The organism is Oribacterium sp. FC2011 (assembly GCF_000701645.1).
Classification (GTDB): domain Bacteria; phylum Bacillota; class Clostridia; order Lachnospirales; family Lachnospiraceae; genus Oribacterium.
In genome coordinates this window covers 46,894-62,011 of sequence record NZ_JNJM01000012.1, presented here as the reverse complement: position 1 = coordinate 62,011, position 15,118 = coordinate 46,894, and the positions used below count along the sequence as shown (strand labels likewise).

Annotated in this window: 11 protein-coding genes; 10 read left to right on the top strand and 1 reads right to left on the bottom strand. The window is 43.2% G+C overall.

The features are described from left to right. Positions 1-64: 64 nt before the first annotated feature. The 6 genes from T357_RS0110995 (at position 65) to T357_RS0110970 (ending at position 7,257) form a co-directional block, all read left to right on the top strand. On the top strand, positions 65-595 hold the full coding sequence (locus tag T357_RS0110995) for a hypothetical protein (RefSeq protein WP_031552355.1): 531 nt from the start codon (positions 65-67) through the stop codon (positions 593-595). A gap of 121 nt (positions 596-716) precedes the next feature. Then, complete coding sequence (locus T357_RS0110990) at positions 717-1,697, top strand: hypothetical protein (RefSeq protein WP_155991388.1); 981 nt, start codon at positions 717-719, stop codon at positions 1,695-1,697. Between the two features lie 300 nt (positions 1,698-1,997). Continuing rightward, complete coding sequence (locus T357_RS0110985) at positions 1,998-3,164, top strand: M20 metallopeptidase family protein (protein ID WP_031552351.1); 1,167 nt, start codon at positions 1,998-2,000, stop codon at positions 3,162-3,164. Positions 3,165-3,330: 166 nt separating this feature from the next. Next, a complete protein-coding gene (locus T357_RS0110980; RefSeq protein ID WP_029201203.1) occupies positions 3,331-4,491 on the top strand; it encodes a CdaR family transcriptional regulator in 1,161 nt (386 codons plus the stop codon). 228 nt (positions 4,492-4,719) lie between these two features. Beyond that, the gene (locus tag T357_RS0110975) at positions 4,720-5,850 is read left to right on the top strand and encodes a glycerate kinase family protein (RefSeq protein WP_031552349.1); all 1,131 of its coding nucleotides are present in this window, start codon (positions 4,720-4,722) and stop codon (positions 5,848-5,850) included. A 144-nt stretch (positions 5,851-5,994) separates the two neighbouring features. Next, on the top strand, positions 5,995-7,257 hold the full coding sequence (locus tag T357_RS0110970) for a GntP family permease (protein ID WP_029201201.1): 1,263 nt from the start codon (positions 5,995-5,997) through the stop codon (positions 7,255-7,257). A gap of 85 nt (positions 7,258-7,342) precedes the next feature. On the opposite strand, the gene asnB is transcribed toward T357_RS0110970, so the two are convergent. After that, positions 7,343-8,929 (bottom strand): asparagine synthase B, encoded by a 1,587-nt coding sequence (gene asnB / locus T357_RS0110965; protein WP_031552347.1) that lies wholly within the window; start codon positions 8,927-8,929, stop codon positions 7,343-7,345. Between the two features lie 380 nt (positions 8,930-9,309). Between asnB and T357_RS0110960 the strand changes: the two genes are divergently transcribed. The 4 genes from T357_RS0110960 to T357_RS0110945 all read left to right on the top strand — a co-directional run bounded on the left by T357_RS0110960 (position 9,310) and on the right by T357_RS0110945 (position 14,924). After that, complete coding sequence (locus tag T357_RS0110960) at positions 9,310-10,512, top strand: LL-diaminopimelate aminotransferase (RefSeq protein WP_031552345.1); 1,203 nt, start codon at positions 9,310-9,312, stop codon at positions 10,510-10,512. Positions 10,513-10,645: 133 nt separating this feature from the next. Then, positions 10,646-11,860: a glutamine synthetase family protein gene (locus tag T357_RS0110955; protein WP_031552342.1), complete on the top strand. Its 1,215-nt coding sequence runs from the start codon at positions 10,646-10,648 to the stop codon at positions 11,858-11,860. A 158-nt stretch (positions 11,861-12,018) separates the two neighbouring features. Further along, entirely contained in the window at positions 12,019-12,621 is a 603-nt protein-coding gene (locus tag T357_RS0110950) for an ANTAR domain-containing response regulator (protein ID WP_049962387.1), read from the top strand. A gap of 194 nt (positions 12,622-12,815) precedes the next feature. Beyond that, a complete protein-coding gene (locus tag T357_RS0110945) occupies positions 12,816-14,924 on the top strand; it encodes a glutamine synthetase III family protein (protein WP_031552336.1) in 2,109 nt (702 codons plus the stop codon). Positions 14,925-15,118 lie beyond the last annotated feature (194 nt).

The following is a 15,118-nucleotide window of genomic DNA, read 5'->3' as shown; positions in this document are numbered from 1 at the left end:
CGTATAAAACAATATAGGCAGGGTCATGAGTTTTTTATGTTAATAAGGTAAATGGAGTAGAAAAATGAAGAGAATCAATTTGATCAGCAACAAATTAAGAATTGCAACAGTGGTGATTTTGACAGCAGGAATCTGTACTGCGATGCCAATGATTTCAATGGCAAGTAGTTGGAAGGATGTTGTTAGTTTCACCAAAAACATTGACGAAGTAGGCGATTATAGTGGATATTTTACGGATGGTAGTTTTGCATTCGGAAATTATTATGAAGATATTGCATTTGAGACTTTGAAATCACAGGGTATTGATGTTTCTTCGACAGAAGAAGCTTACACTTGTTATACTAATATCTGTGATCAATGGAGAAATACGTCCATGACAGTTGATGAATTAAACACTCGTGTATGCAATGTATATGCAGGAGAAGATGCCTCTGTGTTACAAGCTATTGCTCAGTCTATCATGGTCATGCCAAAAGCTGCTGATGCTTATACAAACCCATATAACAATGATGGATACACCTATATAGACCCATCAACTTTAGATGGAGCTTTCGCTTTCGGAAGTGATTATAACTATGGTGAGAATCCGGGATAGTTCAGGTACCTTTGAGTTATCTGATGAAGATAGACAAAGACTTGAAGAAGATTTTGGAATAGTTTTTAATAGGTGCCAAATATCAAAAATAATGTTATAAAATGTTGAGAGAGATTTTATTGTGAAGAGATTATTATCAATGGTTGCAGCCGTGGCGGTTATGGCTGCGGTATGCACCAACACTTATGCAGGTACATGGGAGACTGATTCTAACGGTCTTAGATACAAGATGAATGGTGGGGAGTATGCCAAAGAAGTAAAAAAATGGATTGATTCAGATGGAGATGGCATAGCTGATCCCTATGTGTTTGATGAAAATGGGTATTTACTGACTAACGGTTTCTTTAAAACCCTTACAGGAAAAGGCACTTTAAATGCAGATATTACAACAAATGTTATCGTAGAAGATCATGCCTATTCGGATTCTGAAACAGGAGATTATTTCTATTCGGATGCCAATGGACGATTGTCATATGCGTACTCGATTGGTAGAGGGTATTATTATGAACCTCTATATAAATATAGTGCTAAATATGCTGAATCTGATCCTTTTTTAAGACCAGTAAAGGTTTTCCCTTGGAAACTAGGAGGAACAAAGGTTCTTTCTGATGGAGAGCAGAAAGTCTATTCTAATAGTGTCCTTTATAATGTTGATGAGAATGGTCATAGTTATAAAGTACAAAAATATGAAGATACTGTAACTGTCAGCAATAATGGTAAGACCATCACTGTGCTTCGCTATTCGCCTGCTTCGAAGAATTTTATTACCGGAGAGATCTATCCTGAAACATATTATGAAATCGTATATACACTAGAAAATAGTAGTTTATTTCCGGGACCGGTCTATCATCGCCGTGAAAATGGATCACAATATGGTTATATAGATCGCGATTACTATATTGCTTTTGATGAGAATAATAAATATTATGCCTGTGAATTGAGAAGTGATGGAAAGTCAGAATTTAGCAATGAAATCGGATCTGATCCCACAAACGTGCCCACCTTATTTGAAGCTGGAAACTGGCTTGGAAGTTCTGAAGGCATCATGACGGAAACGGATTGGATAAGATATATTGATGTAAATGCATTGGTACAGTACTAAATCATTCAATGCTGAAATAGTATCTATAAGCTGTCCATAGTTTAACAATGTGTTACAAGGTATGTATTTTTTCCAAGAAGAGTGTAAAAAACCAAAGTCATTAAGTTAAGATAACAAACAGAGATCTCTATATCAGATATGGTATAGGGGTCTTTTTTAGGATTGATTCAACTGTTAAAAGGAATGTGATATATTTAAACGAACGAATCGATCGGCTTCTCCCCAGCCGAACTGTTACAAATAGACACTGCGGTGTTATAATGGCTACGAAGTATGTAGCGGCAGCAAGAAGGAGAATTTATGGATCTTATTAATGAGGCAAAAGGGTTTGAGGCCCATCTTATAGATCTCAGGCGCTGGTTCCACAGGCATCCGGAGGTTTCGAATCAGGAAATTGAAACTTCAAAAAAGATACTGGAAGAGCTTTCTGATATAGGCGGCTATGAGATCAGGGATAATGTCGGAGGCCATGGGATTCTTGCGGAGATAAAAGGAAAAGAAGCCGGTAAAACCGTATGTCTCAGGGCGGATATGGACGCGCTTTCCGTCACAGAGGACACGGGTCTTAGCTTTTCTTCCGAGAATGAAGGAGTAATGCATGCCTGTGGTCATGATCATCACATCACCATGCTTCTTGGAGCAGCGAGACTTTTGAAACTTCATCAGGAGGATTTGAAAGGAACCGTGAGGCTCATTTTCCAGCCGGCGGAAGAATTTAATCCCCGAGGCGGTGCGAGAAACATGATCGCGGAAGGTGCGCTTCAGAATGCAGATGCGGTCTTCGGACTTCATGTGTGGCCAAACCTTCCCGCCGGAAAAATTGGTGTAAAAGCAGGCCCACAGATGGCAGCTTCTGACAGATTCACCATAGAGTTTCTGGGAGAAACCTCCCATGGCGCCATGCCGGATCAGGGAAATGATGCGCTGGTTGCAGGCTGTCAGTTTGTTAATGCTGTTCAGACTGTGGTTAGCAGAAATATGGATCCTATGCTGTCAGGAGTTATAACCATAGGAACTTTTCAGTCTGGATCCAGGTATAATGTCGTGCCGGGTTCCTGTAGGCTTGAAGGAACTGTGCGAAGTTTCGAGAAAAATATCAGAGAAACTGCCGAGAAGCGTATAAAAGAAATATTTGAAGGGATAAAGATAGCATTCTCCATAGACGGAGAACTGACCTATGAACATGGTTATAATGCTGTTATGAATGACCCTGAAATGGCAGATTACGTTTTATGTAAGGCAGAAGAACTTTTTGGAAAAGAAGACACCATAAGACTTGATAAACCGGCCATGACTGCAGAAGATTTTGCCTTTTATCTCGAAAAAACTCCGGGAGCTTTTTACTGGTTGGGAACCACAGATGAAGGTGATAAGGTTTGGCCTCTTCACTCAGCCCATTATAAAGGAAATGAAGCTGTCCTCTGTCGGGGTGCAGTCCTCATGGCAAAGTTGGCGCTGGATTACTGATGAAATAATTGGCATAACGAGAATGCCAAAAGCCCCAATGTCAAATGGTTTTGTCATAGCTTCTTCAAAATGAATTTTATCATCACGCAAATCAATTGTTGCTCCTTGCGTGGATGGGTTGGGATGTTTTTAAAGCTGATTTCTTTGCAGAAAGGAAAATCCTCTCATGATCGAACCTGAGTTAGCAAGAAAATTTATCGAGCAGGTCACCCAATATACGGGCTACAACATTAACATCATGGATGAATCGGGAGTGATCATAGCAAGCCGGGATCAGGAACGTGTGGGAAAGTACCACGAAGCTGCGAATCGAGTTATTCACAGTTCACAGGATGTTCTGGTGGTTCGGGAAGATTCATTATTCCCCGGAGTGCTTCCGGGCATAAATATGGCTATAGTTTGCGATGGGCGTAAAGAAGGAGTTGTGGGAGTTACCGGAGATCCGGATCAGATACATGATGTTGCGCTCATTACCCGTATGGCCATTGAGACCATGCTTAAATTTGAAAAGCAGCAGGAGAGCATTCGCCTCAGAAGAAGCAGGAAAGAACATTTCCTGAATCTTTTAACCCAGGCGGAATATGCAGATGCAGCTGAGATCAGAAGCATCGCAAAGCAGTTGGAATATGATGAGTCACTGGTCAGAGTTCCGATTTTATGTAAATTGAATTTCGCGAAGATTGGAAAAACTGATAGGTCTGGAAACAAAGCTATGGAGCCTGATGAAGTGCTTGCCGTTCTCAGACAGGGAAAAGGACATTGGGTCCAGGATTTCAGTTTTGTAATGGATGACAACCACCTTCTGGTATTTAAGACGGTAAAGGTCGATGGACACAGGAATCTTACTGATTACAGAGAAGAGATTTCGATATATCTTGAGTACACCATCAGACAGCTGAAAGAAGCCGGCATCGGTGCAGTTTTTTATGTAGGTTCACTTCAGACCACTTTTTCCAGGTACTATCATGCCTTTCGCCACTGCCGGTGGCTGGAATCCCATATAAATTCTTCAGAAGAAATCATATTCTTCATGGATCATGTGCAGGAGTATTTTCATTCACTGGTTTCGAGGCAGGAGCTTCAGCAGGTTTTTTACATATATAAAAGCAGACTTAAAGAGGATCAGATAAAGCAGCTGACCGAAATGATCGGAGCTCTGGAAGAATCAAACTATAATTTGTCTGAAGCATCCAAAAAGCTCTATATCCATAAAAATACACTGATGTACAGATACAACAAAATGAAGGATTATTTGGGCATTAATCCATTGGAAAGTGCAAGGGACCGGGGATTCATGGATTTTTTGTACATGTATCTCATTGGCTAATGTATACAATGGGCAAACTTATACAGAACGCATGTTTTGTGTAGCAGACACAAATATATGCGCTCTTTTTATGCTCGGAAGTTCTATCCAAATCAGAAATTTTAAATAAAATATAGATATAGTTAATAAATGAGTGACTCAGAACAATAGAAACTAACGATTTTATGCAATGAACTTAACAAACTGCATAAATCGTTATGGTATGTCGTAACAAAAAAGGAGCAGACTATGAAACTGGTATTTGCATCGGATTCTTTCAAAGGCACATTGTCCAGCGAACAAACCATTGAATTACTTACAAAAGCAGCGCATGAGGTATTTGGTCCCTGTGAGACTATGGGTATCCCTGTTGCGGATGGCGGAGAGGGAACAACAGATGCCGTTATTCTGGCCAGAAAAGGCAAAAAGGTCTATAAGGAAGTACACGGTCCTCTGATGGAAGATGTCACAGCTTATTATGGACAGCTTAGTGATTCCGAGGTAATTCTCGAGATGGCACAGGCCTCAGGACTTCCCCTGGTTCCGGAGGATAAGAGGAATCCTCTTAACACCACAACCTATGGAACCGGAGAGCTTGTTAAGGCGGCGCTGGATGAAGGATTCGAGGATATATCCATTGCCATCGGCGGATCGGCAACCAATGACGGAGGCATGGGCTTTGCGAGTGCCCTGGGAGTAAAGTTTTTGGACATTAACGGAAACGTACTTGAAGGCAAGGGCAGCGAGCTTGAGAAGGTCGCTCATATAGATATGAGTGGTTTGGATGAGAGAGCAAAGAAGGCGCGTTTCACGGTTATGTGTGATGTTACAAATCCTCTTTGCGGAAAAGACGGAGCCACATTTACATTTGGAAAACAGAAGGGTGGAACCCACGAAATTCTGGAACGCCTCGAGAAAGGCATGTGTAATTATCGGGATGTGATCATAAAGGAGTTTGGCATTAATCCCGATGATATACAAGGAGCGGGAGCAGCAGGCGGACTTGGTACGGCGCTTAAAATATTTTTAAATGCAGAGATGAAGTCGGGTATCGAGACAGTGCTTGATCTCATCGGATTTGATAAACTTATAGAAGGTGCGGACATGATAGTTACCGGAGAAGGCAGAACAGACTGGCAGAGCTGCTTCGGAAAGGTAATGCAGGGAGTCGGAGACAGAGCAAAGAGCCATGAGATTCCGGTTGCAGCCCTTTGCGGCGGTCTCGGAAAAGGCTATGAAGGAATATTCGAGCATGGAATCAATTCCATCATGACTACGGTGGATGGGCCAATGCTTCTGTCGGAAGCTCTGGATAGGGCAGAAGAGCTTTACTATAAGGGAGCTGTTCGAATGTTCCGGATGATCAACATATCTCTATAAAGAATGATTCTTTTTGATTTTTTAGAAATCAAGGTGGTATGGCGACCACGATAATGGTCGATTGGATTGACATCTGTGTGTCAGATGTTAAGGCTCAAAAACTGTGTTAATAGATGAGTAGATAGATAACGAAAGGAAGTAACCATGGAAGCACAATTTACAACTTTAGGAGCAATTATCGGACTGGCTGTTGCGATAATATTTATCATCAAAAAGGTCCAGCCGGCATATAGTCTTATTCTCGGAGCATTGATCGGAGGTCTGATCGGCGGAGGTGGTCTTTCCATAACAGTAAGCACCATGGTCAGCGGAGCAGGCTCAATGATGTCATCGGTTCTCAGAATTCTCACCAGCGGAATCCTGGCAGGAACATTGATCAAAACAGGAGCTGCAGAGAAAATCGCAGAAACCATTGTTGAGAAGCTTGGTGAAAAGAGAGCTGTGGCGGCAATTGCCATAGCCACCATGATTATCTGTGCGGTTGGTGTATTTATAGATATTTCCGTAATTACGGTTGCTCCCATAGCTTTGGCAATAGGAAAGAGAGCAGGTCTTTCAAAAAGCGGCATCCTTATCGCTATGATTGGTGGAGGAAAGGCCGGAAACATTATTTCCCCGAACCCCAATACAATTTCAGTATCAGAGGCATTTTCACAGGATCTTACAGCAGTAATGATGAGAAATGCAGTTCCTGCAGTATTTGCTCTTATAGTGTCCATCATTCTGGCTTCCATGCTTGTTAAAAAGAGCGGAGGAGAGATCACAGCCGATGACATGGAAGCTACAGGCGAAAAGAACCTTCCTGCATTTTTACCTGCAGTACTCGGTCCGGTTGTGGTTATAGTGATGCTTGCATTACGTCCTATCGCAGGAATAGCTATTGATCCTTTGATCGCACTTCCGGTGGGAGGTTTTGTGTGTATGCTTGCAACCGGTAAAGTCAAAAACTGTATCGAGTATATGGAATTTGGTCTCAGCAAGGTGATCGGTGTATCAATCCTTCTTATAGGTACCGGTACAATCGCAGGTATCATAAAGGCTTCTGCATTACAGTATGATGTGACAAACCTCCTTGAGGCAATGAATATGCCGGCTTTCGTTCTGGCTCCGCTTTCAGGAATACTTATGGCAGCAGCTACAGCATCAACCACAGCTGGAGCAACCGTTGCTTCACAAACCTTTGCTCCTACACTCCTTGCTAACGGTGTTTCAGCATTGGCCGCAGCAGCAATGATCCATGCCGGAGCAACAGTGCTGGATTCCCTGCCACACGGTTCCTTCTTCCACGCAACAGGCGGTGCAGTAAACCTTACCATCAGTGAGCGCATGAAACTGATTCCTTACGAAGCCATCATCGGTCTTACAAGTACTGTGGTTTCGGTTGTAATGTATATAATGATTCATTAACTATAAAACCGCCGGAGATTGATATAGTCTCCGGCGGTTCCTTAAATATATGCATCAGACAGGTATTTCATATTTTCGAATCTTTTTATTTTCCGGAGTCACCGTAGTTACTGAGAACGCGGGCTGAAGGGTCGTTAACATTACAACCCGGCCAGGTCTTGTTTGGCATCCAGAAATCAACTACCATTCCGGACTGACCGGGATAGTATTTCTCAAAGATGTCTCTGTAAAGGAGAGATTCCTTGGTGAAAGGTGTTGCATGAGTGTACTTTTCGCATCTTTCTTCAAATTCTTCATCAGTGTAGCTGGCCTCTGCGAATTCTGCCAGGTCGTCCTTAAGGCTGTGACCTACCGCATCGGAAAAAGCAGCCTTTTCACGCATGAGGATGTCTTCGGGAAGGATATGATCCTCTTCGAAGGCGTGGCGAAGGAGATATTTACCCTTGTTATAAGTGTTAAGCTTTCTTTCGGGGTCGATATGCATTACATAGTCTGCAAATGCCAGATCGCCGAAAGGTACGCGTGCCTCAAGGGAGTTTACGCTGATGCAGCGGTCCGCACGGAGAACGTCATACATATGGAGCTCACGGACACGCTTTTCAGCTTCCTTTTGGAATTCCTCTGCAGACGGTGCAAAATCTGTGTACTTGTATCCGAAGAGCTCATCGGAAATCTCACCGGTGAGAAGTACGCGGATATCTGACTGCTCATGGATGGCTTTACATAAGAGATACATACCTATGGAAGCTCTTACGGTTGTAATATCGTAGGTTCCCAGAGCTTCAATGACCGGCTCGATGGCATTTATAACATCATTACGGTTAATTATAACTTCGTGGTGGTTTGATCCGATGTAATCCGCAACCTCTCTTGCATACTTAAGATCAATGGCGTCAATGTCCATGCCGATGGCATAGGTTTCAATGGGCTTGTTCAGAAGCTTTGCGGAGATAGCGCAAACGAGAGAAGAGTCGAGACCTCCGGAAAGCAGGAAACCGACAGGAGCATCCGCATCGAGACGCTTCTCTACACCCTGTATAAGAAGGTCATGAATGTTTTTTGAGATGGCATCAAGATCATCCTGCTTATTATATTTATTTACTTTGGAAACATCATAGTAGCAAATGAATTCGCCGTCCTTGTAGTAGTGTCCCGGCGGGAATGGCTTAACTTCATGGCAAAGCCCCACAAGGTTTTTGGGCTCGGAAGCGAAGGAGAGAACACCGTCTGTGGTTTCTCCATAGTAAAGGGGACGGATTCCGAAAGGATCCCTTCCTGCGATGTAGGATTCTGTTTCTGCATCATAGATAACCATGGCAAATTCAGCATCCAGCATTCTGAACATATCTGTTCCAAACTCTTTATAGAGGGGCAGAAGGATTTCGCAGTCGGAATCTGACTTAAAGGTGTAACCCTTCTTTATAAGCATTTCCTTTAATTTGCGGAAACCGTAGATTTCACCGTTACAAACTATATATGAGCCGTCAAGTTCAAAAGGCTGCATGCCGGCATCATTGAGTCCCATGATAGAAAGTCGATTAAAGCCAAGGAAACCATTACCTGTGTCGATGATCCTTGAGGCATCCGGACCTCTGGAGGTTGTTTTAAGAAGCGCAGTTTTAACAACTTCATACTGTGCGCGCTTATCACAGAAACCAATGATACTACACATAATCTGATACTCCCTAATAAGATAGTTATAGGATTTTGGTTTAATGTTTACGAACCTTTACAATGTTCTGACCGGGCTTAATTCATCAAACCTGAAAACAAAAAAGACGGCAAAGATCCCGGTGGTTAAACCGACATCGTTGCCGTCTTTATGGTTAGTGATTATTGCGCAGTACTTAATAAATGTCAAGGAATAGCTTGTATAAATTTTTGCAATCCGAAATAACCTTGACAAGTATTTTGTGGTTCGTATAATGATGACAAAGGACAACGGCGTCCCGGTTATGATACCAGGGGTGTGTTGTCCTTTTCTTTATGTTTGAGTCAGCAGAGCTATGCGTAAGACTCGTAAAGAATGAATAATATACAGGAGCATTTAAAATGTCTGCAAGTATAAATGAGAATTTTTTGAAGCTTAATGAGAGCTATCTTTTTTCTGAGATTGCAAGGCGCATCCGTACCTGGCAGGAATCAAATCCTGAGGTTTCAGATAAGCTTATCCGCATGGGAATAGGAGACGTGACGAGACCTCTTCCAAAAACCGTTGTTAATGCCATGATTAAGGCAGCCGGAGAAATGGGAGAGCCGGAGACCTTCAGAGGCTACGGACCTGAGCAGGGATATGATTTCCTTAAGGAAGCTATCAGAAATTACTATACAAAATTTGGAGTGGAACTTAATCCTGACGAAATATTCATTTCCGACGGTGCAAAGTCAGACCTTGGAAATATACTGGATCTTTTCGATAAAAAGAATACTGTCCTCGTTACAGATCCTGTTTATCCGGTATATGTGGACACCAATATGATGGATGGCAGAAAGATCATTCTTGCAATGTCATCAGAGGACAATGGCTTCCTCCCGCTTCCGTCACCTGAATATAAGGCAGACATCATTTACCTCTGCAGCCCCAACAATCCTACCGGGGCGGTTTATAACAGAGAGGGCTTGCAGAAATGGGTTGATTTTGCAAGAGAGAATGGTTCCATAATCCTGTTTGATGCAGCCTATGAGTGCTTTATAACCGGTGACTATCCTCACAGCATTTATGAGATTCCGGGAGCAAGAGAAGTAGCCATAGAGTTTTGCAGCCTTTCAAAGAAGGCAGGCTTTACCGGAACAAGATGCGGTTACACAGTGGTTCCCGATACCCTCACAAGAGGTGAAGGAAATCTCAATAAAATGTGGCTCCGCAGACAGACCACAAAATTTAATGGCGTAAGCTACATCACCCAGAGAGGCGCAGAGGCCGTATTCTCTCAGGAGGGTGAAAAAGAAATAGAAGAAAACATTCAGTATTATCGTGATAATGCGAAAATCATAACAGATACCATGGATAAGCTTGGTATTTACTACACCGGCGGAAAGAATTCCCCTTACATATGGTTAAAGTGTCCGGGAGATTTGGACAGCTGGGACTTCTTCGACAAACTTCTTAAAGAAGTTTACGTAGTCGGAACCCCCGGGGCCGGTTTCGGAAAATCCGGAACAAATTTTTTCAGACTCACCGCATTTTCAACACACGATAACACCAGGGAAGCCATGAGGCGTTTCGAAGAATTTGTTAGTCAATTGGTAAAGTAATGTAGGAAACGGAAAGATGTGCCTACGCGCATCCGACGTTTTCCGGACGGGATTATTTTAGAAAAGCGAGTTTACTACAATGAATTTCAGTAATACAATATTCAGTACCTATGATGATTTTGAGGTGGAAAAAATGAATTCATATGAAGACGTCCTTGAATTTGTTGAGGATGAAAATGTCAAATTTATCAGACTCGCGTACTTTGATGTATTTGGAGTTCAGAAGAATATCGCCATCATGCCGGATGAGCTTAGGAGAGCATTTACCGAAGGCATAAGTATAGACGCAAGTTCTGTGGCAGGTTTTGGAGCAGAGGTTCACTCGGATCTTTTCCTGAGACCGGATCCCACAACACTTTCCATAGTTCCATGGAGACCAATCGATGGACGGGTTGCAAAAATGTTCTGTGATATAGAGTATCCTGATGGCAGCATGTTTCAGAGGGACAGTCGCTGGCTTTTGAAGCAGGCGGTGAGAATGGCCGAGGACAAAGGTTTTATTATTAATATCGGCACAGAGGTGGAGTTCTATATTTTTAAGCTTGATGAAAAAGGCGAGCCCACCAAGATACCGCAGGATAATGCAGGCTACATGGATATAGCACCTGAGGATCATGGTGAGAATATCCGAAGAGAGATCAGCTTTGCTCTGGTTGACATGGGTATCAGACCTGAGGCCAGTCACCACGAAATGGGTCCGGGACAGAACGAAGTAGATTTTCGTTATGCGGAACCTCTTGAGGCTGCGGATAATGCTTCAGCCTTTAAATGGGTGGTAAAATCCATAGCGAATTCAGATGGCGTATGGGCAGACTTCAGCCCGAAACCTCTCACCAATGAGCCGGGAAATGGTATGCATATAAACATTTCCGTAAGGTCAAAAGACGGAAAGTATTATACCGACAACTTTATGGCGGGAATACTTGATCATATCAGAGAGATCACACTTTTCCTTAATCCAAAAAGGGAGAGCTACGAGAGACTTGGTGATATGAAGGCACCAAAGTACGTAAGCTGGTCAGCTGAAAACCGTTCACAGCTTATCCGTATACCTGCCACAAGATCAGATCAAAAGAGAATTGAGCTCAGATCACCTGATCCAACCGCAAATCCTTATCTTGCGTTTATGCTCCTTATATACGCAGGAATCGATGGCATTGAGAGAAAGCTTGAGCCAATGGAGCCTTTGGATGTAAATCTTTTCAAGGCAGACACTTCCATAACTGATAAACTTAAGAGATTACCGCAGTCCCTTGATGAAGCCATAGCCTATGCAAGAGACTCTGAGTTTGTAAGGACACTTATTCCTGAAGGATATCTCGCAGCGTATTCAGGAGATGAAGTTTAGAATATGTATCTGGTGATGCCAATGGCGGCATAGGCATCCAAGTTGAAACTCCCGGAGTCAGGACCGGGGAATGAGAAGTCCGAAATCATATTTCGGGCGTATGAACTGATTGTTTTAGGATTCTTGGTACTGCAAAAGTACCGTTTAGGGAGATTAACATGGAGAGAGCGGAGAAAGGGAGCAGTGTGCTGATTGCGGCTGCCATGGAAAAAGTGGCGACCCAGATCAAAGGGATTCTGCCCTCAGGATTTGGCAAGTTGTCATTTCAGCCGTCCATGACAAAGGTTAAGCAAAAGCTTATGGAAGAGAGTTTTGATCTCTTGATCATATATACCCCTCTTCCGGATGAGTTTGGTCTTCAGGCTGCATTGGAAATCGCAGCAAAATATCAGGCCATGAGTATACTTATGCTGGTGAACAAAGACGTTTACCAGGAGGTTCAGTACCGTTCCGGGGATTCCGGAATCATGGTTATGGCGAGACCTGTGAACCCGGCATTGTTCACATCATCAGTGCAGATGCTGAGCACAGTGAGTCATAAGGTACAAAGGGTTTTAAAAGAAAATCAGAAGCTTCAGCGAAAGCTTGAAGATGAGAAATATGTGACCAGAGCCAAATGCCTTCTCATCGAAAGAGGCGGCATGACTGAGCCTGAGGCACATAAATATCTTGAAAAAGAGGCCATGAATGCTTCCATCACAAGAAGAGAAGCTGCAATAAAGGTCATCCGTGAAAACGGAAGGATAGTCACCAATCTGTAATAAACACCTATGTTTAAGATTCCTTAATATCATGAATGTCGAAATTCATAAGCAAAGGTTTTTATAAAACAATTCAATAACATGATAACTAAAGAGGACAATGGCGTTCGGTTTTATAAACTGTGTCATTGTCCTCTTTTTTTATATTTATAAATCACTTAATTATGTATGTTTACAATGAGGGAGGAGAAGCTATGAGTACATCTACAATTTCTGACATTTACGGAAGCCTTGTATTTAACGACAAGATAATGAGGGAGAGACTTCCTAAGGATATTTATAAGGCTGTTCACAAGACCATACAGAATGGTTCACATCTTGAAATAGATGTGGCAAATACTGTTGCCGCAACCATGAAGGAGTGGGCATTGGAAATGGGAGCTACCCATTTTACTCACTGGTTCCAGCCTATGACAGGACTCACAGCTGAGAAGCATGACAGTTTCATTACCCCTACCTCAGACGGAGGAGTACTTCTGGAGTTCTCCGGCAAGGAGCTTGTAAAGGGTGAACCTGATGCATCATCCTTCCCTTCAGGAGGCTTGAGAGCTACCTTTGAGGCAAGAGGATATACTGCATGGGATCCTTCTTCTCCTGCATTTATAAAGGACGGAACACTGTACATACCGACAGCATTCTGCTCATACACAGGTGAAGCTCTCGACAAGAAGACTCCGCTTCTCAGATCCATGGAGACTTTAAGTGAATCTGCCACAAAGCTTCTTCATATTCTCGGAAAAACAGGAGTTACAAGAGTTGACACGACTGTTGGTTCAGAGCAGGAATATTTCCTTATCGACAAGGATCTCTACAAGGAGAGAGAAGACCTTCTTCTTACAGGACGTACACTTATCGGTGCTCCTGCTCCAAAGGGACAGGAAATGGAGGATCATTATTTCGGAGTTCTGAAGCCAAAGGTTTCAGCATTCATGCATGACCTTGATGAGGAGCTCTGGAAACTGGGTATCCCGGCAAAGACCAAGCATAACGAGGTTGCACCTTCACAGCATGAGCTTGCACCTGTATTTGAGACTGCAAACATTGCAGTTGACCATAACCAGCTTACCATGGAGATGATGAAGAAGGTTGCCGACAAGCACAATTTCGCATGTCTACTTCACGAAAAGCCATTTGAGGGAATCAACGGCTCCGGTAAGCACAACAACTGGTCAATGATCACATCAGAGGGCGAGAACCTTCTGGATCCCGGCAAGAACCCTGAGAAGAACACTCAGTTCCTGCTTTTCCTTGCTGCAATTATCAAGGCTATCGATGAGTATCAGGATATCATGAGAGTGTCCGTTGCTTCTGCCGGTAATGATCACAGACTTGGCGCAAACGAAGCACCTCCGGCTATCGTTTCCGTTTATGTAGGTGATGCCCTCGAGAGGGTACTTGAATCCATCGAAAATGGTGAGGCTGATTTCAAGTCGGATGCTGCAACCCAGATGGAAACAGGTGCACACGTACTTCCTCATTTCAGAAAGGACAACACCGACCGTAACAGAACATCGCCTTTCGCATTTACAGGAAACAAGTTCGAGTTCCGTATGCCCGGTTCCTCACTTTCAGTTGCAGACCCTAACATCGTCCTTAATACCGCTGTTGCTGAGGCTATCGATCAGATTGCAGACAGACTTTCGGGAACAGCACCTGAGAACATCGAGGAAGAGGCCGGAAAGCTTATTAAGGAACTCATTGAGGAGCACAGAAGAATAGTATTTAACGGAAACGGCTACACAGACGAGTGGGTAGAGGAAGCCGAGAGGAGAGGTCTCTTTAACCTTAAGTCACTTCCGGAAGCTATGCCGAGACTTATTGCCGAGAAGAACAAACAGCTCTTCATAAAGCATCATGTATTTACCGAATCAGAAATAGATTCAAGATATGAGATATTCCTTGAGAACTACGCAAAGACCATCCGTATCGAAGCTTTGACCATGCTTGAGATGGTTAAGAAGGACTTTACAGAAGGTCTTCTCAAATATCAGACAGAGGTTACAGCTACTGCACTTTCCAAGAAACAGCTGCTTTCAGATGTAGCCTGCACTTTTGAAACAGGCATCCTTGCAAAGCTTGATGCAGAGGCAGTTGAGATAAGCAAGGGCATAGAGAAACTGGAAAAAGACCTTCACTTTACAGAGGGACTCGGGGACAGCCTTTCACAGGCGAGAGCTTACCATGACAAGGTACTGAGCGACATGGAGGAGCTTAGAGCACATGTTGACCATGCAGAAAGCATGATTCCGGAAAGCTGCCTGCCATATCCGACCTATTCAAAGCTTCTTTTCTCATTGAGATAAGAACATACATAAGACAAAGATTTCCTGCATAGCTGCAGGGCAGATCCTGCAGGAGTGGTTTATTCATTCCTGCTTGATTTGTACTATGGGGTTTTTATTCCCTGGTGGTATGGGAATATTGAGGAAAAGATATATCTTGAATAATCGGCACCCATTACAAGAAAGAAAATGTGAGGATGGTGCCAGGGCTTGCA